Genomic DNA, 21214 nt, shown 5'->3' on the forward strand with positions numbered 1-21214 from the left:
TTACACTGAACACTGCCACAACCATGCAGTCTGTGCATCAATCCTGGAGTAAGGCACGCATGGCTTCTGCTTCTTGCCTCATCTTCAGACGATCAAAGCTAATCTTTGCTTTAGCTGCCCATTGACGAGATTCGGTTCGTTTCCCGCGTTCTTTCTCCAAGAGTGCAAAAGAGCGCTGACAGAAGGCAATGCAACGTTGATCTTTGTATTTCTCAGCAATAGACAGACCTGATGTTAATAAGTTTTCAGCTTCCTCTAAGCTCCCCTGCTCAATGGCAACAGAGGCTACCCGGATCTGTATGTATCTAACAGCTCGCTGCCAACCGATAGCCTCAGCTTGTTCTAGTGCTTGTTGATAAAGGGTTTCAGCTTGCTCGTAATGTTCAGTGGTTCTGTAGATTGCGGCATGATAGTACAGGATCTGGAGCTGTAAACAGTCGCGTCTATGTCCCTGTAAGGGAGATTGATTCAGCAGCTCTTGCGCTTGGTTAAGACAGTTTTGCGCTTCCAGAAATTGACGCTGCTCGATACGAACGATGGCTGTATGAATCGCCAAATCAATCTGGAGAGTAAAATCTTGAGGATTGCGGTACTTTCCTGCTGTTTCAAAAAGTTTAGCGGCTTCTTCTAATTGCTCCGGTTGACCTATCAGGGTGAGGGTTCGACCTTTGTCAAATCTTGCTTCTGCCACTGTTGACCAGTCTTGACGCCGCTCAGCTGTCTCGATCAACCAGTCCATCCAGCGTAAGCGCTCATTCCAATATCCAAAAAAATGGGTAAATCCTTTGAGATGGTGCCATAACTCCCTAAAATCGTCGTATCGTTCGTGGGATACACACCATTCAAATACTGCTTGTATTTGTACCCATTCTTTCTCTAAAAGTCCGTATTCATCCCATTCTCTCCAATCCTTGCGTCCATGTTGCTCCGAAAATCTCAGACACCACCTGATCAAACGCTCCCATGACTTCAGTTCAAAATTGGGTTGAGTATTTAACTTAGCAGGAGTGTGTTCAAGGGTTTGCAGTAGTGGAGGTGAGATAAGCAAAGCTGTTTCCAGGAAGCCCTGTGTCGATGTCGCCTCGGTTCCAGGAGCAGAAAGAAGTGAATTATTCCCATTCCGCAGGTCAGTAGGTATTGGTTTTCCGTTCCGTTGCTTTAGTGCTGAGCTATTAACATCCTCCACCTCGTTTCGGTACATGTTAAATGTCGTATCCCCAGACTCCTTAAAACTAGAGTTTGTGACGCTTGTCCTCAATAAATTTACTTCTTCAGGGCTAAACGGGTAATTTGAGCGGTTATATATCTCAATCACCCGCTCCATTACCTGATTCTGCGACTTACGACTTCTCTCGCTGAAAGCCTTCACTATTTTTAGAGTGTTTGGTACGTCAGGCTTACCCGTGTAACCAGCGAGGAGCCTGCTGAGAGTACTCTTGTTCAGAGCAGCGGCTCTTGCTAGGTCAGCGCCATTCTTAAAGTCCATTTCTAGAATCAAGTTTCTAAGCGCCTTTCCTGCCTGCTGATTGATTTTAGGCCTCTTTGCCATTGGGAACTGCTGTTAACTGCTCAAATTTTCTTCAGCTTCCTTAATATTTCACTATAGCTAAAAAAAGTTGAGCAGTTCAACTCGCTCAGTCTTCACGCTTGCTGAGAGTTTCAAATCTTCTGTTGAGCAACGAGTTAATTTTTAAGTTGCACTGCTCAATTAATCGGTCAAAAACAGGTAAACAGTTTAGCTGTTCAACCCGTATTTACGAAATAAAGGAATAAGTTTATCCTTAAAAAACAGGTTGGATTGAATGTTAGTTAATTAAGTAAAATTTACAGTTGATATTGTTTATTTAGTAGCTTGAGTTGCATTTTTTTATTGATGTAAATTCAATTCACATCAATACCACTAGATGAAAAAACGAAAAAATAGGTTTGGTTCATAATTGCTCACAGCATGTTTAAGAAAAACAGTTTTAAAGCTAAACCGTTAATTCATCTATATAGAGATAAGGCATGAAAGACACTCCAGACATAACAATCCGCAAAGGTATAACATCTGATGAAGAAACCCTTTGCAACTTGATCAGCGCCTTAGCAGACAATCAAGGACTGCCAAGACCGGATGCTGAGGCACGTTTACGGCTGAAACATGAGGTCAACAATCCATCTTCATCTTTTGACATCTGGTTAGCTGAAGTTGATGGAAAGCCAGTTGGCTACGCTATCACGTTCTACACCTATTCAACTTTTCTAGCCTTACCCTCTTTACATTTGGAAGATATCTTCATATTGCCGGAGTATCGCTTACGTGGAGTAGGAAAGGCGCTGTTTACACACTGCGTCAAGATAGCACTGGAACAGAAGTGTGGGCGAATGGAGTGGCTAGTATTGCACTCGAACACGCCAGCTAGGGAATTTTACAAAGGTTTTGGTGCAAATGAGTTAGAAGAATGGCTATTATGCCGCCTCACTCACAAAGAGCTTGAAGCAATTAACCAACAAGCAGCTGGACTGTTTAAACAGGACACCAGTGCAGCATAGAACATTGACTGGCTGGAGTAGTTTTTGCAGTTCTTGCCAGTCTTACTGACTGGTAAATGCTGCATTCATCAACAAGATTCGTGTCTCGATTTTCATGTCAAAGGTAAGGTTACCAGACTCACGAAAATAAAGCTCGAAGTTTGGGCATTCAAATTCGCTTACGTATTTAGACATCTAGAGGATATTAATCATGATTCTTAGTGAAGCAGAAGTCCGTCGCCAGAAAGTAGAACGTTTACGCGAACAGGGCATTGAGCCTTATCCCGCTTTCCACTACAAACGGACTCATACGGCAAAGCAAGTTAAAGAGTTGTTTAGTCAGCCTGGGAAAGAATTAGGCAAAGGGGAAGCAGACAAGAGCGGAATGTCTCTCAAACTTTGCGGACGTATCACTTCCAAGCGTGACAGCGGCAATATTATCTTTATCGACTCGCGAGATATCACTGGCAGTATTCAGCTCAAGATTGAACCACAGTTCTTGCAGGCTGGTAAGGGACTAACCTTTGAGCAGATCGAACTACTAGACACAGGAGATTGGGTTGGTGTCGAAGGGATTGGATGCCGAACTTTGCGGGGTGAGCTATCTATCCAGGTGAGAGAGTTAGTGGTTCTATCAAAAGCCACTATTCCTTTCCCAGACTCCTACTATGGAGTCAGTGACCCCGAACAGTGCCGCCGACACCGCGAAATGGATCTGGCTGGCAATCAAAAGTCTCTGAAACGTTTCATAGTTCGCAGCCGCATTATTCAAAGCATTCGCTTCTACCTTCATGAAGCTGGGTTCTATGAAATTGAAACCCCAATGCTGCAAGCCATTTACGGGGGGGCAGCAGCTAAACCCTTCATTACTCACCATAACGCTCTGGACATGGATTTGTACCTAAGAATTGCTCCAGAGTTATATCTAAAGCGGGCAATTTGTGGAGGCTTCGAGCGAGTATTTGAACTAGGACGGGTCTTCCGCAACGAGGGGATTGATAGTACCCACAATCCTGAATTCACTTCCTTAGAAGTCTACCAAGCCTTTGCAGATCAGTTCAACATGATAGAGCTAGCAGAAAATATTATCTGCTACGCCGCCGTTGCCGCTCACAGTGATGTCAAAGAAATCAATTACCAGGGCAAGACAATTAGTCTGGAGCGTCAGTTCGATCATAGCGATAAATATCCTGACCTCGTTGGCAAGCACTGGCAAGTAAAAACGATGGTAGAGGCTGTTAGAGATGTAACAGGGCTAAACTTTGAATGCTTCTTAAACATCTCGGAAGCTATTGATGCAGCCGAAAACTACTTGGAAACTGTCAATGCTGAAATTTCCGAGGGACAGAAGAAACTAACTCTTTCGGATTTGGACAAACAGAGTTTGGGTTACTTGCTCTACGCCATGTTTGATAAGTGCGTAGAATCAACCTTGATTCAACCCACTTTCATAATTGACTTTCCAATAGAAGTGAGTCCCCTAGCCAAGCAGCACCGCAGCAAGCCAGGTTTTGCAGAACGGTTTGAACTCTTCATTAATGGTACAGAATTTGCTAACGCCTTTTCAGAATTGAATGACCCAGAAGATCAGAGGAAACGGTTCGAGCAACAACTAACCCAGTTAGAAGCGGGAGACGAGGAAGCTCATCCATTAGACGAGGACTACATTCAAGCGTTGTCATTGGGAATGCCAAATTGTGGAGGATTGGGGATTGGTATTGATCGGCTTGTCATGCTTCTTACAGACACTCAAAGTATCAGAGATGTTGTGATGTTTCCAACGATGCGACCCGTGAAAGATTAAAGTCCCAGGTAAAAACTTTAAGGCTGTACAGGGGGTATTTATGAAAATTGGAATGTTGGGATTGGGAACGGTAGGGGGAGGAGTTGCTCAGATTCTGGAATCTCCATCTGGCAGAAGCCCATTGTTACCTGAAATTAAATTAAGTCGAGTAGCTGTGCGGGATCTAGCTAAATCACGAAATGTTTGTCTTCCACAAGGGATATTTACAACGCAACCGGAGGAAGTTATTGACGATCCAAAAATTGCCCTTGTTGTTGAAGTAATGGGTGGCATAGAACCCGCTCGGACACTTGTTCTAAAAGCAATTGAGCGGGGTAAGCACATTGTTACCGCTAACAAGTCCTTAATCGCTGCCCACGGTTCCGAAATTTTTGCCTTAGCTAAAGACAAGGGAGTTTGTATTGCTTTTGAAGCAGCAGTAGCAGGTGGAATTCCAATTATTCAGTGCTTGAAGCAATCCCTGGGAGCCAACAGACTAAGGGCAATTACTGGCATCGTGAATGGCACAACTAACTACATATTGGCTCAGATGTCTCGTGAAGGTGTTGATTTCGAGCCAGCACTAAAAGAAGCCATCGAAAAAGGATTTGCGGAGGCTAATCCCAGTGCTGATATCGACGGTATAGATGCGGCTGAAAAATTAGCGATTCTAACTCTTATTGGTTGGAATTTAAAGATAGATTGCCCTCAGATTTTTACGCAAGGCATCCGCTCAATAAAGCAGCGGGATATTGAATATGCTAAGAGGTTAAACTATACAATTAAACTCTTAGCAACGGCTCGAATAGAAGAGAAAAATAGTCTATGCCTTCATGTGCAGCCTCATTTAGTTGCTAATTCTCACCCTCTTGCTTCTGTCAATGATGCCTTTAACGCTATTTTCCTGGAGGGTGAACCAGTAGGTAGCTTGATGTTATATGGTAAAGGGGCTGGTGCAGGTGCAACAGCTAGTGCAGTTGTTTCAGACATTCTCAATATTGTTGGCAATAGTTCCGCCTTTCCAGTTCTCCCTACAACTTCATTTCAATCGGCTACTTGTTCTCAAGAAGCGCATAGCCATTTTTACCTTCGGTTATTGACAGACAACAGCCCAACAGCCGCAGGTGGTATTACCTGGTCTTTAGGAATGTTTAATGTTGTTCCTCTGTCTGTTCAACAGAATCTTACACAAGAAGGACTGTTGGAAATTGTGATTGTTACCCAGTCAGTTTTTAGAAGTACTTTGGACAATGCTATCAGAAGTATAGTTGGTTTACCGTACTTCAAAGAAGTTGCTAATATTCTGCCGATTCTAGAAGCATAATCTAGTGTTTGATTTGCTCTGGCAATGACAGTGTGTTTAGCAGAATATAGCTGCTAATGTCTAATCGCACCTTTGTATTTAAGAAAGGGAAAAATGAAAACACAAAATCAAGCGAATCACTACAAATGGCTAATTCCATCTGGTCGCCTTGCTCCTGAACCTGAACTGTGGGAAGAACACGAAGACTATAAGGCTAATGTTTTTAGCTTGACTTGTGATCCATCACTGTGCGAGACACTCATAGCAGGTATTCCAGACTCTTCAAAGACGCGAATCCTAATTCCAGGTTGCGGCTCTCTAATTGAGCTTCAGAAAAAATTACTGGAGGCTTGCCCCAATATCGGACAAGTGTGCTGCACAGACTTTTCATCAAAAGCAATCGAGCGGGCTGAGGCAAGTTGGTTGCAATATGCAGTGCAATCTAATTTATCTAGTAATCCTGTAAGTTTTGAAAAGCTTGATTCTACTCAACTGACTGAACTAAAACCCGACTGGCGTAATCAATTTGATTACGTATTAGTCGTTAATTCAGTTCTGTCGAGTAAAGATAAGGACAACCGCAAGATGCTCGGCGAGTTTTATAAAGCTTTAAAGCCAGGTGGGAAGCTTTATGGATTGTTCCCAACAGTTTTTTGTGGACTAGAAATTGCTTATCTTATTAAAGATAAAGCTCATTGGTTGATAGATGGAAATATCAATCTATCATACAGTGCTTTCTATGAAGAAAAACAGAATCGGCATCAGATTTTCTATACTCCTCTACGGTTGAATCGAATCTTTAAGGAGACTGGATTCAAACGCCTAAACTTTGAGGTTTACTTCTGTGATTCTAAATACTTCAACACCAAGGATATATACGGATACGATGAGCCAGATATCTGTGTTTGGGAATTTCTAGTTCGACTTGAAAAGGAAAAGACCCAGTATGGCTAGGTAAACTACTCAGTTCAGCTTTTATTGGAATTCTGGCGTTTCAAGGCTCTGAAGCCATAGGGTTTATCAGCTTCTCGACACCCAATCTGGGCGTGTCAAATTGTGAATGGTTAGGCGTTAGACCTTCATATAGAGGTCAAGGGGCTGGAAAACAGCTTTTAGCAGCTTGGGAACAGTATGCAGCAAGTCATTCAAGCCACTGTGTAACATTGATCTGCGAAGACGATAATATCACTTTTTATCGTAAGAATGGGTTTAGTGTAGTTGGATTGATTCCACAATACTGTTTAGGGATAGACTTTCATTTCCTTTACAAGCAAATAGCTGAACCATCATTTGTTTAGTAATACTTGAAAACTCTATGCCGCAAATTAGATTTCACCCAATTATCGCTCATGGCTCAGGAGAACAGCTTGGAGTCACAGTTATTGAGTTTGGCAACCCAAACTCAGCACACGCAGCCTATATACAGGGGTCACTTCATGGTGCTGAACTGATGGGTTCTGTAGTCATTTTAGAACTGGCTGAACGGCTGATTTCTCTAGAATCTTCTATCAATGGGTTCATCCGATTAGTTCCAGCTTGCAATCCTGTAGGTATTGGAACCAAGGTATTTAACGCTCAAGTGGGAAGGGTTAATCTAACTGACTTTGAAGATTGGAATCGAATTTTCCATCGCTTGGTCAAAAAGGTTGGACATGATGACTCTTGTGACTATGAAGTGAAGATTATCACAAGCGATTCTGAATTGCGTGCTCGCTGGAGCAAAATTACTAAGTCATCGGATGCTGAGAAAATAGTGATTAGTCTCAAATCCTTTGCTCTTCATCATACAACCAGTGATATTTCACAGATTCAGAAGGAACTCAATGACATACTATGGAATGCTTTATCAGGCTTGCATAATGAAAAAATTCCCTACTATCTCTCCAGTTCTGAATTACTAGGTTTTGAGTTAGAAAAGCTTTCCTTTGGTGCTGATACCATCATGGACTTGCACACCAATTCAGGTGTGGGAGCCTTCTACACATACTTTTTTGAGTGGCAGCGAAAATCTTTACCCTACCTGGGAGTTGATTGCGGACTCAAGATGATGGAGTCTGAGAGCAAAGCATTCGATGAGTGTAACGGGCAAGGTTGGGCGGCACTTTGGCGGCTATTTATAGATAACAATGATTTGCATAAATTCTACCCTGATTTTAATCCCCCAGTGGAACTTTGGACAGTCGAGTTAGGCTCAGGCAATAATATCAATCGTCAGGATGCCAAACTCTATGCCGATAAAATTATGAATTATTTGTGCTATCGAGGATTTATTCCGGGCAATCCACAGAAGTTATCTAGTGAAGTTTATATATCGAGAGAAGGTGTCAATTTAGCAGATACTAAATATTCTGCTCCTTGTAGTGGTTTTTTTTATCCATCTGTGAAACCTGGAGCAGTTCTTGAAGCCGGTGATGAACTAGGAAAAATTGTGTCGCTGAATCAACTAAAAAAATATGCGAAGCAATGTGAAATTCCAGAAAAAATGTATGAAAACTTAAGTGTTAGCCTATACGCACGCGAGAAAGCTTTTGTCCTGAATCACATCGATTCAGCTATGGTTTTTCAAGGAATGACCTTGTTTCAGGTTATGGAAGATTTTTAAACTTGGACTCCGCTTTAGCAGGAAGTCTACAGTCGTAATCACTGTTCATAACAGCCATATTAACTATGCCTCACATTTACGTTTGTTCTCCGTCCAAGCCTATTGATCCTAATCTATCTAACCCCACGGCTTGCATCGAAACTCTCAATAAATTGGGTTATGAAGTGACCTTATCTCTCCACGCGCTGGATAATTGGGGCAATACTTCCAGCCCCATTACAATGCGAGTATCGGATTTACACGAGGGCTTTACTAATTCTCAATATGATGTTGTTATGGCATCTGTAGGAGGATGGTGTTCCAATGAGATATTGCCACATTTAAACTACAGTTTAATCGCCAAATATCCCAAGCTTTTTATTGGCATGAGCGACATCACTACTTTAGTATGGAATCTTTGGCAAAAAGCTAACATTCCCACTATTTACGGTCTGAATTTTCGCAGCTTTGCTGAGAACAAGCTCCTTTCAGGATTTTGGCAGTTTCAGGAAGTTTTAGCAAATCCACAACAGTTTTGTGGCTTCACTAGAAAGCCAATTCAAGGCTTTCAAATTTATCGTTCGGGACGTATGTCTGGACCTTTGGTAGGGGGCAACTTAGCGGTGATGTGCTGGTTACTGGGTACATCCTTTGCTCCCACAATTCCAGATGGAGCTGTTTTATTTTTAGAGGATGACCTCGAAACCAACGGCTATTACTGGCAAATGTATCTAACTCATCTCAAGCAAGTAGGAGTGTTTGATAGAATCAGCGGTTTAGTTTTTGGTCAAGTTCAAGAAGGTACTGTCTTTCAAACTAAGTCATCTTTTAGAGAGATTTTAGAAATTGTAATTGGTGAATACGATTTTCCTGTGTTAATCGAGGCAGACTTTGGTCATATTTCAAATCCCATTAGCATTCCTTTCGGTGTCCGGTATGCTTTGGAAATTTAACATTCATTTTTTGGGTATCTAGCTCTATTTATGCAATTAAGTTACCAGAGCTTATGACATTAATTATTCAGAAATACGACAGCACCTATGTGGCATCTATAGAAACCATTCAGACAGTAGCCCAGCACATTTGTCAAACCACCCAAGCGGGAAACTCTGTGGTGGTTGTTGTTCCTGCAATGGTTACAATTACCAACCCTTGGATCGAGTTTGCAGATGAAATTTCTGCAAATCCAAAATCACGGGAAAGAGATATGCTGCTGGCTGCTGGAGAGCAAGTTTCGATCGCCTTGCTTACTATTGCCTTGCAGGAACTAGGACAGTCAGCAATTTCTCTTACTGGCGCTCAGATTGGGATGGTGACAGAAGCCGAACATACCTGTGCTCGCCTTTTGCACATCCAAACAGAGCGAATTAAACGTCATCTGAACGACGGTCAAGTAGTTGTTGTCACAGGTTTTCAAGGTATTGGCAGTACAGAAGAACTTGAAATCACTACTCTGGGAAGAGGGGGACTTGACACCTCGGCCGTAGCCTTAGCTGCTGTATTGCAAGCTAGTCGTTGCGAAATTTACACGGGTACGTTCGACCTTTTTACAGCAGACCCGCGAATTGTGCCAGATGCCCAGCTATTAGATGAAATTACCTGTGATGAAATGCTAGAGTTAGCTAGCCTGGGGGGAAAAGTCCTGCATCCTCGCGCTGTGGAGATGGCTCGAAAATACGGAGTGCTGCTGGTAGTGCGCTCTAGTCTAACGGATGCTCCTAGTACGAGAGTGATTTCTTCAATTCCTAAGTCCCCTTGTCTGCAAGGTCTGGAGATTGCCAGACCCGTGGAAGCAGTAGAGGTTGACACGACTCAAGCGAAAGTATCGTTATTGCATGTGCCGGACTATCCTGGTGTAGCAGCATATTTGTTTAGCGAAGTTGCGCGTCAAGAACTAGACGTTGATTTAATCATTCAATCGATTCACACAGGCAATACCAACGACATTGCCTTTAGTGTTAGCAAAAGTGCCATTGAGCGAGCGGAAGTAGTGGCTGATATGATTATCCCAAACCTCCATACACAATGGTCTGTCATCAGCAAGGATGACTCTAACTTTCAACTCTCAAGTTCTGAACCTCAAAAAGTTGAGTTGATGGTTGACCGACAGATTGTGAAAATTAGCATCATCGGTGTTGGTATGATGGCTAGGCGTCCTGGTATAGCAGCACAGATGTTTGCTACTCTCGCTGAGGCTAACATCAACATTCAGATGATTTCCACTTCAGATGTCAGGGTTAGTTGCATTATCAATGCCGCCGACTGTGATCGCGCTATTGCTGCCCTATGCCAAACCTTCCAAGTCAACAGCTCACAACTTCTGTCAGTAACAAATACCTCCAATCAGCTATTTCTTGACACGCTACCAGTTCGTGGAGTGGCACTCGATTGCAACCAAGCACGCTTAGCAATTTGTGATGTACCTAACCAAGTCGGGGTGGCAGCTAAGTTATTTGAACCATTAGCTCAACAGAATATCAGTGTAGACATGATTGTTCAGTCAGGGCGCTGCCGCGTGATTGATGGTGTTCCTACGCGAGATATTGCATTCACTTTACCGCAGATGGATGTAGGAATGGCTCGACTTACCCTGGAGAAGGCAGTATCAGACTTGGTTTGTGGTGAGATCGTCGTTGAACCAGCAATCGCCAAAGTCAGTGCTGTAGGCATCGGGATGATTGGGAGACCTGGCGTAGCTGCCTGTATGTTTGAAGCACTTGCTAAACGTCAGATCAATATTCAAATGATTGCAACTTCAGAGATCAGTATTAGCTGTGTTGTAGCTGAACATCAGGGAACCTTGGCGCTACAAGCTATTCATGCTGCCTTCGGGCTTTCAGGTTTACAAAATATTAGAGACCGTTTCACAAGTTAACTCCTCTCTATATGTAGAAAAGTGGCGCGAAAAGATTAGGCAGGAACACCCCTTTGACCTTCCAAATAAGGATTTGGGAGGGAGCGCGGTCAATATTTAGTAATAGGTTGATCACTCAGGCAGATACATAGCAGAACTGTCATTAGGTCTAACGTGGAGGTAGCGTTCGGTCGTCCCAATTCTGGAGTGCCCCAAAGTGCGCTGAGTCAGATGCAGCGGAGCGCCGTGATCGAGACTATGAGAAGCGTGAGCGTGTCTCAACCAATGCGGACTAACATTTTCGTTAATCCCAGCCCTTTTAGCAGCCGCCTTGACAATCCGATAAATCCGGATGCGGTCGAGGGGTTTACCATTTTTCGAGCGAAACACCGGGTCACTGACACCGGCATCAACCCTTAGCTGTTGCAGTTGTGTCCAAAGCGTCGCTGGTAACAAAATGGTGCGAACCTTTCCCCCTTTACCAAGAACGGTAATCTGTCCCGTCTGGCCTCTGGGCACTGTATCCTTCCAACAGAGCTGACAAAGTTCGCTAACGCGCAAGCCAGCTAGGTAGAGAAGGCGCAGAATCAAATAATTTCGCAAATTTTTCTCCTCTGCAATCATCGCCGCCACTTCCGGCTCCGTCAACAGCCGCTCAGTCAGGGCATCCTTCCCCTTAGGCGTTCGCATCAACACGCCGAGATTGACCTCTAATACTCCAGTACTTAAGGCAAACTTGAGGAAAGATTTGACCGCTGCGATCGCAATCCGCTGGCTATTGGGAGCCATGCCTTCAAGGGTTTTCTGCCACCCCTGGATGTCTGCTAGCTCCACCAAATGAAGTTGCTTATTGACGTAACTCAAAAAGCGATGAGTATAACGGCGGTAAACATCTTGTGTTCTAGGCGGGCGCCCAAACAGCCACATCTCTACCAACTGAGCAACAGCGTCAGTAGCTAATAGCGCATTTGCTTCATTAGAGGAAACTGCTCCCATCCAGTACCAAGTGCGTGGGTTTCCCGATTTTACCAGGAGAGTTCCATCACCCCGCTTTTTTACAACATAAGATAAAAGTTATGTTGCGCTATTAGACCTGATTGTTACGCTCACAGCTTCTTTAAATAGACACAACCAGAGTAAACCCCACCATCGAGTCTAGTGCCGATGGTGGGCGGTGATGAACTGTTAAACACTACGCTTTTGCTTTACCCCAGTAGATTAGCACTGTTTTCCATTTAATGGCACAATTTAAGTGGCACCATTATTGAAAGAGTGAGAGGAGTAACCTAGATGTTTCAGATAGGACAACAGCGGAAGTTATGCCCAATGACCTTTCGAGGAGAGAGGTGGCAACTGGTCACGGATACTCAGGCGATTAAATCTGTATTGAAAGCCATAGGGGCAAGAGACGATGATTACCGGGCGCTGTATGTATACACAGACAATGCGGAGGCAAAGGCTCCGATGGAGTGCTGGGCTGGGTGGCATCGAGTGCCCAGCAATGGGTCTCTGTTTATTTGCCTCTATGACCGTGGGGAGCTGTACAACCCGTGGGGAGATGAGAGCGAAGACAGAGAACCCCCACAAGGTTAGAGCTGACCCCCATCAGTGCTTAAATTCGAGAGTTCAACGATACGTGGCGCTCGCCTCTGTTGTCAGGTAGCAATGGTTGATGCCTTGTGAGTCAGTCACTGGGGCTTGCATCTATGGCGGGTCATCTTCCTCAAACTCGTCAAAGCGCAGGTCACTCTCTCGCTCTATCTTCTCCTTAGCTCCGTCGCGTAAGAGAACCGATATGGTTTTGTTGAGAGCATTGGAGGCAGCGTTTAGAAAAGACCATTCCTTGTGGGTCAGCCTGACATTGATACTCTTGGTAGTCTGTTTGATGCGCTGTCGCCTCTCCTTTGGCGGTGTATCTCGATCATCCGGGTCTTTGGTCATGTGGTGTAAAGCGTAGTGTAAGCGCGTGTTTTTATGACCATTGTCGGTTGTGGTGGTACTACCAAGGAAAGAGCGCCACGTCAGTTTACTTAAACCAGCATCTTTTGAAGAAATCAAACATGAGGTTTACTCGTAGATGACTCTGATGCTGTGCTTCCCCGTGCGATGTAGAGCAATCAATCTGACTGCCAAGCGATCGCCTGAACTCTTCTGTAACTCCTCTGGTAAATAATGCTGGTGTTTCTCTTCCAGAGGAATTGCCTCTGGTAACTCGACCCGAATCTGGTTTTCGTGAGCTGCCGCAGGTTTTCGCCGTATCCTTCCGAGGCACGGTTAACTATGCGCTTAGTCATCTCAGCTAATAACTGATCGCCAATTGGATCAGCAACCTGACATAATGGTACTGCCAAGTAATTGTGTTGCCAAAACTGGGTAGATGGTGAATTAGAGAGCCTCTGCTCTCATCCGAAGGTTCCTAGTGACCAGTTCAGGTCACCCAACCTTATTGCCTGCTACCTTGTAAATCGACTTTGAGGTTTGGGCGGCAAGACTTCTGGTTGCTAATGTTTCCACCGCCACCGTTGCCACTTGAGCCACTGCCTCTAAGGGAAGTGATCGTACTGTCTTCAAGACCTGTTGTAGCGGTTCTTCCTCAGGTAGCTCCCCTTTTACCAGGTAGGCTTGGAGGTGGGAAAGAGTCCACCCTTTTAAGGCTGCTAGTTTCTCCAGATTTTCTGTCTCAGGCCAAGCTAGATAAGACTCCCAAAATCTGACCGACGACTGGCTAACGCCCAGTTCTCTAGCAAACTGGCGTTGACTCTTAGAGCCTCGTAGCTCAACTACTAATTTAGCTAATCGTTCAGTTTTTAAGTCCATAAGAATATCTTAGGCGATGCAGGCTTGCTCAACATTTCTCTGCGTAGTAGATGCAGTAAAGTATTGAATAGGCAAATATTCAAATTTGAGTGAATAATCATCTAAAATTTTAACGAATCATGAGTAGCTCCTCGCCTTGCTCAACTGGCAGGGTCTGCTCAAGTTCACCACAAGTATACAGTTCAGTAGACCCCAAAGGGTTGGAACCACATCTAAAAAAATGGGTGCGGTAGACAACCAAGTGGAATTGATTTCAGAGTTCGAGGCTACCCATGAACACTTTGCTTAGATCAAATTTCGATTCATCATCTTGAAATCGAGTTTGGCTTCAAACTCGAGCCCCAGCAATCGCCCTTGGGCGAACGCCCACTCAAGAACTGTCAGCGGCGGCAAGAGAAACGCGATAGCTTGCGAGAAGAGCAAGGCAGGTCGCCTCAAAGCTGCCAAAGTCAACCAAAAAAAGTCGGTTAGCTGTCTGCACGAATTCTTGAAAGCGCCGTAAATTCTCTAACTGAGAAGTCTTGTCGCACTCTTAAATGGTCAGAGTACCACCTCTAACCAACCCGCTCGACAACCAACCGAGCACCAAAAACGTTTATTTGTGTAATTTCAAGATTAACAGTTAGAATCTACGACGCAAGTAGGGATAAATGCAGAGAGCTGCCGGATACCCACATATCCGACAGCATCTCATGAAACGAAATATTTCTAGCGCGATTATCCCACAAACTCTTGCTGTAGTGCAATTTCCAGCACCAGCGCCCCAGCCTCCACAACTGAGAAATTACCAGCTACGACTCAAAAAATCTCTCTACCAGGAAATAAGCATCCGATCAGCCTCTGGTTTGGATAGCGCGGCAAATGGAACTGGAGTTGAGGGGTGAAGCTAATGGCTAAGTTTACTCCCACTCGCAAAAACAATCCCTGCCTCATCTGCGGTAACACTTCAAGTAAATGCCGGACGAGTGAAATCAAGTTTGGGGATAAACCGACAACCCTGCATCTGTGTATGGGCTTCCCCGATGATGTACGCGACTCCCAATTCAAATACCTGGGATTGACCAAAGACCAATTGTGGGGTAAGTACATTCAAGCCACCGATTGGTCTGAAGCACTCATACAGAGCAAATGGGAGCGCCTTACTCAGGAACGGCAGGAACGCGATCGCCTAAAACAACAGCGGCTATCATTAGCGCTTTCAGTTGAGGAGCGGGATAAGACACTCCGCAAGCTGCATAACTATATCCAGCTATCAAACCGACACCGGAAGAACTTACGCGAACGCGGTCTTTCAGACAGCCAGATTAACGCTGGGTATTTCTTCTCTGTAGTACCCTACCAAAAAATTCCCTATGGTATCCCACTCAACTTTCCCGGCGTGGACTTCTCTGGGCAGAAGCTTTGGCTCAAGGATGCGGGTATTATTTGCCCAGCCTTCGACCCAGAAGAGCGGTTGATTGGTGCCCAGCTACGACGAGACAATCCAAGCGACGATGGACGCTACCGATGGTTGGGCAACGGCGAGAAGTCATCCCACCTACCCAATGGGGAGCTGCCGCTCAGTTTCTGCCGCCCTCTTGGGGAAGTAAAGCGTTGCAATCCAGCACTGGCTGAAGGGTTCCTCAAGTCGTTCATCGCAGCCCAGAAGTTAGGACAAATCTGCATTGGTGCGTCTGGTGGTCTGCACCAGTCTAGTCCGGAACAGTTACGTCAATACCTAGAAGCAGCGGAGGCTAAAGCTGGAGAACCCATCGATCTGTACCCAGATGCAGGTGATGTCTGCAATCGTCAAGTCTTACGCCGATGGGTCGCTCTTGTCGAGCTACTCTCTACCTGGGGCTACTCACACCTCCGGTTTGGATGGTGGGAGCAAGTTACGAAAAATGAATGTGACGTTGATGAGCTAGAAGACACTAGCGCGATCGCGTACATCTCACCTCAAGAATTCTTTGCCCTGGGCGCTCAATACACGGGTTACTTACCCGAACAATACCGGGTCTTGCCTGACCCAGAACCAGATATTGAACCCGACACCGCTGCCTATGCAGCCTATACAGCCTGGGAAGACAAGCAAGAACGAATCGAGGATATTGCTGCTGCCTTCGACAAGGAACGCCGCAAGCAGCAGTGGCTGCGTCGGCTTGAACGCGAACTTAACCCCCATCCAGATGCTTTTGTTTGGGGTCAGCGCGAAAGTCAAGCCCCATCACCTCAAAGTTTATGGGAACTAGGATACCAACCCTCTCTAACGGTACATCAGCGTTATTTGAACCTGGCTGACATTGATGCTTCTTTCCTGTGTGTGGTAAGTGCCATGAACACTGGGAAGACTCACGCCCTAGCTGAGTTTGCTGATACAGACTCACTGCTAATTATCTGCAACACCATCGCCCTAACTGAAGCATTAGCAGCACGTTATAATTGCCGATGCTACAACGAAGATGGTATCAACCTGGGTGCAGTTGACCGACTGGCGATTACCGCTGATTCCCTTTGGCGGGTGCCTACCTTCAACAAACGCTTCAAACGGGTAGTAATTGACGAAGCCGATCAAGTCACGGCTCACCTGACGAACGGGTTTACCTGCAAGCGCAACCGAGAACGAATTCTAGCAGTCTTCACCTACTTTGCTGCTACTGCCGAACAATACATCCTGGCAGATGCCGACCTATCAGGTCCAGTGATTGACTGGCATTGTTCCCTAAGAGGAACTTCCCCATTCATCCTCAAAAATACCTTCCAACCCAACCAGGGGCGAACAGCCTACCAGTTTTTATCTCAAGCAGCAGCGTTTGAGTACGGTTGTCAACTGCTGGAGGAAGGCAAGCGGGTTCTGTTTGTCTGCGATTCCAAGACTACCGTGAAAAAATCAGGAGCGCTGCTTTCTGGAGTGAACACCATCGAGGGAATTGAAAACTTAGCTTCTGATTTAGGAGACAAGCTGGCAACTCGCTTCCCTCACAAAAAAGGTCAAGTCATTCACGGAGACAATAGTGGCAACCCAGATGTTCGGAATTTTATCAAGAACATCAACGCTTCACTTCAGTCCATTCGCCTGGATTACCTAGCTTACAACTCAACAATGCAATCAGGCATTAGCATCGATTATGAGGCGTTTGACGAGGTAATTTGCTTATTCACCAGCTTCAACCTAAGTCACACCGAGCTGGGTCAATTGGCGCACCGTTACCGCCCTGTTGTACCGATTAATTTCTGGATTGCTGAGGGCAGAACCGGACTTGAGACTAACTGTTACAAGATTGCCAGCAACTTGCTCCACAAGAATTGGGCTTCTGGGTTATCCCTGAAAATTGACCCTAACACGGGAATGGTGGGCATCGATAACCCAGAATTCTTGCAGCTAGTCAGTTCCTTAGAAGCCCGTCGCAATTGGTCGCTGATGAACATCCAAGCGGTGTTTAAAGCGCATTTAGAGAAGATGGGATATCAAATTGTTCCGCATCCCGATGAAGAGCTGCTGACAGGCTTAGAGGGGGTAAATGAAGAACTCAAACAACGCAAGTGGATTGTCGAGGCGGCTGAAATAGCAACTATCTGCAAATCCCCTCTGCTGACCTCCAAACAGTACCAGGGCCTGAGTAATAAACCCAATCCTGACTTTTACGAGCGCTGCCAGTTACAGAAGTTTGACCTGCATGAATTTTACGGGATGGCGGTCACTGAAGACTTAATCCAACTAGACGACTTTGGGCAGCTGCGGCACAAGCTGACTCGACTGGATCTGCTGCTTAACCCGGAGTCGATGGCTCGTCGCATGGATTTAAGCGATCGCCGCAAACATCATGTCATCACCGACCTGAAACACTACAAATTACAGCGTGACTTACTATCAGACCTTGGCTTACTGGAGTTTATTGACCCAGAGTGCGAGTATCACTCATCAAACCTAGTAGCACTCGGAGAACGGGCGCGACTAAAAGCAGTGGAGATTAAGAGCCTACTGGGAATTACCATCTCTGTTGCCCCACGTTACCTCAAAGAAAGCAGGATACTTGCCCATAAAGCGCTCAGAGCCATTCTGACTCCTGGCAATACCCTGCAAGCCAAGTGGCTGTTATCTGCCCTGTCAGATGGCACAACTGCCAGTTTCACAGGCAAACAGTTTGAGAATCAGGAGCAGGCTAACGAGTATTGCTCTAGGCTGTCCCCAGTAACCCAGTTAATTTGTGAGGCGAGCGCAATTGAGAAGCGTTTCAAGGCACGAGAATCCACAGATTCTCAAATTCATGCTGACTTATGTGCAACGGTGGGCATCAAGCGCAGGCAGACTCGTCAGACAAGAGTTGGACGCTTCTATCAAATCACCGCTGAATCTTGGGAGTTGGCTTCAAGAGTGTTAGTACACCGCCAACAGCAGCGTCAACAATGGATGAATGAGCGCGAGAAGGAACTTGAACAGTCGGCAAAAAGATTTCAGCATCTGCACTCTGACGAGATGCAGGCAAAAATCGAAGCCGAAATTGAAGATAATCGGCGGCAGGATATTCCGCCTCTCGTTTTCCTGGCGGAGTGTCTAATTAAGACAGCCTCATCAGAAGCTTCGTCACACCCCCCGCATGATATTAGTATTTATGACTTTTTAGGGGGGGGTGTTACCCAACCTGAGCCAGTTACCTCCGGTCAAACCGTCGAAATCAGCCAGAGGGCTAGGACGGAATTTGGAGCCAAACCAGTATCACGGCTGCCGATTGCAGGGCTGACTGTTGAGCAGCTTGCGACCGGGCGGGATGACTTCGACGAGTATCACGATTATCTCAAAATCAAGTCAAAAGACGGTGAAGCCTACTGGGTTCCTGCCGAGTGGATTGTTTCCCCCGATGGTTTGCCCGTGCGTCGTGACCCTAATGCCTACACTCCAAGAATTCCAGGCTCAACCCTTATGACTTGGCGCAACTGGCTTTTAGGAGTGCGATCGCTCAATGAACTTGAGCAGTTTGAGCGAAAACGAAAATCAGCTGACCTCCAGGCTCTGGTAGATTCCCTTGAGCCAGAGCAACTGGTAACAGTGCAGCAGCGCTTTAAGAACTGGGGCATAGAGCGCTCCTGGCTACCACCGGAGCCAGTTTTTGATGAGTCTGTGCTGCCAGATGTCGCTGATATCTTAACCACTAGCGTTGAGTTAGGTCAAGAAACTCTTGCTAAAGTGGTGAAGATGCTAATTAATGCTGAATGGTTTCACGAGTATCGACGGCAGATTTGGAACTACTCGTCCAGGAAGTTGAAAGCTGCGATCGCAAAACTGTCGCCTGAATCCTACCTAATTTTATCGGGAGTAGCACCCTGAGTTCGTGATGGTCTTTTTGAGCGGCAAGCCTATCCTATATCAAACTCAGGTTCTTTTAAGGGAGTTGCGTCAGATTGAAGGCGTTGTAACTCTTGGAGAGTTAATCCTCGCAAACTATCTACCCTCTGCTTGACACTCCCCAAAAACTTCTTAAAATGCGGACAGTCCTGACAAGAAGGCTGTTGACCAGGAATCAAACAATGACACTCAATTTTGGGTCTTTCCTTAAAAGCTCGCCCACAACTATTGCAGAGGTAACGTTGTGTACCCCCAGGACTACCATTTTTAGCAATCTGCCGGGATTGACACCTCGGACACTCGATACCCGAAAATTGGGGTGAGGATTGCCAGTCTTTCAAAGCTTGCTGCATGGCTACTTCACAGCGCAGCTTATTGAGATAAAAAGTTTCTTGTGGATTCATAAAAACCTCAATGAATTCAATTAGAAATTTTGAGAACTACCGATTTCACTTCTCCGTTGTGGATAGTGATTCGCTGGATAATTTTGCGGTAAATCTTGAACTTATCGTCGTTACTCAGGGTGTGCCAGATGGCTAAGTTGTTACCAGCTCGAATAATCTCTTCTGCTGTTTTAGAAGCTAGGGACTCGGACAAAAATGGATTAATTTCTTCGGTAATTTGTTGACGAGTCTTAGCTTTGAGACTTTCCAGATCAGGGTCAAAGCCCGGAATCTTTTCAAGAGCCTCTAGCCGAGCTTCCAATTGCTTCAACTTGTCTGATTTTTCTGGGGAGGATAAGCGTTGAGCGTTGGATTCCTGACCGAGGGTTGCAGAGGTCTGCACTAACGTCTTAATTAGGACATCTTCAATTGTTTGTTTGCGAGTGGATTTGAGGTTTCCGCATCCCATTCCCGCATATCTACAGGCAAAATAGTAATAATGTCCTTGCTTCTTCTTAGCACTTTTTGAGATGCATTTTGACCCACATTCCTCACAAAAAACCAGACCGCTCTGATAGGTATGTTCTCGATAAATATCAGGCTGAGAAGGGTCTTTATTAAGGCTAAAATGTCCCACTCTTGAGTTAAATTTAATGATTTGCTTAATCTCGGTAGCTTCTTCATCAGTAAGCAAGCGATGTTCAGGATGAGTATCAGAGATAATTTGCCAATTAGCTGGGTCATTTAGCTTTCTCTTCCCTTTGCCTATAGTAAGCTTCTTGAAATAAACAGTATGCCCACATAACACGGGGTTAGTTAACCAGCGATTGAAGCCACCAGGTGTCCAATGAAAGATTCCGTCTTCACCATTTTTGTGTGCACTTGTCTTGGCGATGCCATATTTTTTGAAAATCGCTCGAACTGCCCGACTAACCCCTCTCTCTTGGAGAAAAATATCAATACAGTCTCTAGCAATCTGTTTGATTGTCAGACCTGGAAGCTTTTCGGGAACTTCACTATAAAGGTCTAGATAGTTGGCAGGACGGTTTTCAATCAGGCAGAGGAAGAGGCGATAATCTAGTTCATATTTGTCTTTAACGACTCGATAACCCCAAGGAGATGTGTCACAGGCTGTTCTCTTATTTCTACGGTGTTGTTTGCCATGTCGAGTTCGTTCTGATAGCAAATCGGTTTCCCATTCGGCAAGAGACCCCAAGACATTAGCCATCAACTTGCCTTGCGATGTACTTAAGTCAATTTGTTGGTCTAAAATTCTGAGATTGACACCAACTTCTTGAAAGACATCAATACACTCGCGCAGTTTAGTTAAAGACCTAGCAAGTCGGTCGATTCTGGTAATAATGACTTCATCAACTTTCCGTTGATGAACCAAATCCATTAGCTCATTAAGTGCAGGTCTGTCATCTCTGCTCCCCGATTGGATATCTTTAAAGATTTCCGTAGCGCCAGCCGCTTCCAATCTGGCTATCTGTTGCTCTAAAGCATGAGAGTCAACAGCTTGTTCGCGGGAAGAAACTCTAGCATAACCAACAACTTTTGCCATTTTATCAATCCTAAATTTCGGCAGTACATTGAAAAATTTTAACCGATGTTTGTGCATATCCACTGCCCACTGGATATGCACAAACATTCGTC

General features: G+C 45.2%; 18 protein-coding genes. 11 read left to right on the plus strand and 7 right to left on the minus strand.

Annotated features, from left to right (window positions below; translation table 11 throughout):
- Positions 1 to 37: 37 nt before the first annotated feature.
- On the minus strand, positions 38 to 1549 hold the full coding sequence (locus tag H6F98_RS00135) for a tetratricopeptide repeat protein (RefSeq protein WP_192216647.1): 1512 nt from the start codon (positions 1547 to 1549) through the stop codon (positions 38 to 40).
- 458 nt (positions 1550 to 2007) lie between these two features.
- Between H6F98_RS00135 and H6F98_RS00140 the strand changes: the two genes are divergently transcribed.
- The 8 genes from H6F98_RS00140 to H6F98_RS00175 all read left to right on the plus strand — a co-directional run bounded on the left by H6F98_RS00140 (position 2008) and on the right by H6F98_RS00175 (position 11056).
- Positions 2008 to 2535 carry a GNAT family N-acetyltransferase gene (locus H6F98_RS00140; protein ID WP_192216648.1) on the plus strand — a complete coding sequence of 176 codons (528 nt, stop codon included), beginning with the start codon at positions 2008 to 2010 and terminating at the stop codon, positions 2533 to 2535.
- Positions 2536 to 2725: 190 nt separating this feature from the next.
- Positions 2726 to 4318, plus strand: a complete 1593-nt coding sequence (gene lysS, locus H6F98_RS00145; RefSeq protein ID WP_192216649.1) for a lysine--tRNA ligase — start codon at positions 2726 to 2728, stop codon at positions 4316 to 4318.
- Between the two features lie 40 nt (positions 4319 to 4358).
- The gene (locus tag H6F98_RS00150; protein ID WP_192216650.1) at positions 4359 to 5621 is read left to right on the plus strand and encodes a homoserine dehydrogenase; all 1263 of its coding nucleotides are present in this window, start codon (positions 4359 to 4361) and stop codon (positions 5619 to 5621) included.
- A gap of 93 nt (positions 5622 to 5714) precedes the next feature.
- On the plus strand, positions 5715 to 6554 hold the full coding sequence (locus H6F98_RS00155) for a class I SAM-dependent methyltransferase (RefSeq protein ID WP_192216651.1): 840 nt from the start codon (positions 5715 to 5717) through the stop codon (positions 6552 to 6554).
- A gap of 23 nt (positions 6555 to 6577) precedes the next feature.
- Positions 6578 to 6898 carry a GNAT family N-acetyltransferase gene (locus H6F98_RS34560; RefSeq protein WP_192216669.1) on the plus strand — a complete coding sequence of 107 codons (321 nt, stop codon included), beginning with the start codon at positions 6578 to 6580 and terminating at the stop codon, positions 6896 to 6898.
- Positions 6899 to 6915: 17 nt separating this feature from the next.
- Positions 6916 to 8202, plus strand: a complete 1287-nt coding sequence (locus H6F98_RS00165) for a succinylglutamate desuccinylase/aspartoacylase family protein (protein WP_192216652.1) — start codon at positions 6916 to 6918, stop codon at positions 8200 to 8202.
- Positions 8203 to 8267: 65 nt separating this feature from the next.
- Positions 8268 to 9134, plus strand: a complete 867-nt coding sequence (locus H6F98_RS00170) for an LD-carboxypeptidase (RefSeq protein ID WP_192216653.1) — start codon at positions 8268 to 8270, stop codon at positions 9132 to 9134.
- 53 nt (positions 9135 to 9187) lie between these two features.
- Positions 9188 to 11056, plus strand: a complete 1869-nt coding sequence (locus tag H6F98_RS00175; protein ID WP_192216654.1) for an aspartate kinase — start codon at positions 9188 to 9190, stop codon at positions 11054 to 11056.
- A 111-nt stretch (positions 11057 to 11167) separates the two neighbouring features.
- Here H6F98_RS00175 and H6F98_RS00180 read toward each other — a convergent pair whose 3' ends face one another.
- Positions 11168 to 12031, minus strand: coding sequence for a tyrosine-type recombinase/integrase (locus H6F98_RS00180; protein ID WP_192216655.1), 864 nt, complete (start codon positions 12029 to 12031; stop codon positions 11168 to 11170).
- 294 nt (positions 12032 to 12325) lie between these two features.
- On the opposite strand from H6F98_RS00180, the gene H6F98_RS00185 reads away from it, so the two are divergent.
- Entirely contained in the window at positions 12326 to 12628 is a 303-nt protein-coding gene (locus H6F98_RS00185) for a hypothetical protein (protein ID WP_192216656.1), read from the plus strand.
- Positions 12629 to 12739: 111 nt separating this feature from the next.
- Here H6F98_RS00185 and H6F98_RS00190 read toward each other — a convergent pair whose 3' ends face one another.
- The 3 genes from H6F98_RS00190 to H6F98_RS00200 all read right to left on the minus strand — a co-directional run bounded on the left by H6F98_RS00190 (position 12740) and on the right by H6F98_RS00200 (position 13852).
- Positions 12740 to 13093: a hypothetical protein gene (locus H6F98_RS00190; RefSeq protein WP_192216657.1), complete on the minus strand. Its 354-nt coding sequence runs from the start codon at positions 13091 to 13093 to the stop codon at positions 12740 to 12742.
- A 59-nt stretch (positions 13094 to 13152) separates the two neighbouring features.
- A complete protein-coding gene (locus H6F98_RS00195) occupies positions 13153 to 13386 on the minus strand; it encodes a hypothetical protein (protein ID WP_192216658.1) in 234 nt (77 codons plus the stop codon).
- Positions 13387 to 13468: 82 nt separating this feature from the next.
- Entirely contained in the window at positions 13469 to 13852 is a 384-nt protein-coding gene (locus tag H6F98_RS00200; protein ID WP_192216659.1) for a helix-turn-helix domain-containing protein, read from the minus strand.
- Between the two features lie 692 nt (positions 13853 to 14544).
- On the opposite strand from H6F98_RS00200, the gene H6F98_RS00205 reads away from it, so the two are divergent.
- Positions 14545 to 14736, plus strand: a complete 192-nt coding sequence (locus tag H6F98_RS00205; RefSeq protein ID WP_192216660.1) for a hypothetical protein — start codon at positions 14545 to 14547, stop codon at positions 14734 to 14736.
- 5 nt (positions 14737 to 14741) lie between these two features.
- Positions 14742 to 19157 carry a plasmid replication protein, CyRepA1 family gene (locus H6F98_RS00210; protein WP_192216661.1) on the plus strand — a complete coding sequence of 1472 codons (4416 nt, stop codon included), beginning with the start codon at positions 14742 to 14744 and terminating at the stop codon, positions 19155 to 19157.
- Between the two features lie 29 nt (positions 19158 to 19186).
- Here H6F98_RS00210 and H6F98_RS00215 read toward each other — a convergent pair whose 3' ends face one another.
- Positions 19187 to 19579 carry an IS1 family transposase gene (locus tag H6F98_RS00215; protein WP_192216662.1) on the minus strand — a complete coding sequence of 131 codons (393 nt, stop codon included), beginning with the start codon at positions 19577 to 19579 and terminating at the stop codon, positions 19187 to 19189.
- A 16-nt stretch (positions 19580 to 19595) separates the two neighbouring features.
- Positions 19596 to 21122, minus strand: coding sequence for a fdxN element excision recombinase XisF (xisF, locus tag H6F98_RS00220; RefSeq protein WP_192216663.1), 1527 nt, complete (start codon positions 21120 to 21122; stop codon positions 19596 to 19598).
- Positions 21123 to 21214: the final 92 nt, after the last annotated feature.

Origin of the sequence: Microcoleus sp. FACHB-SPT15, assembly GCF_014849525.1 — a bacterium.
Classification (GTDB): domain Bacteria; phylum Cyanobacteriota; class Cyanobacteriia; order Cyanobacteriales; family Coleofasciculaceae; genus Symplocastrum; species Symplocastrum torsivum.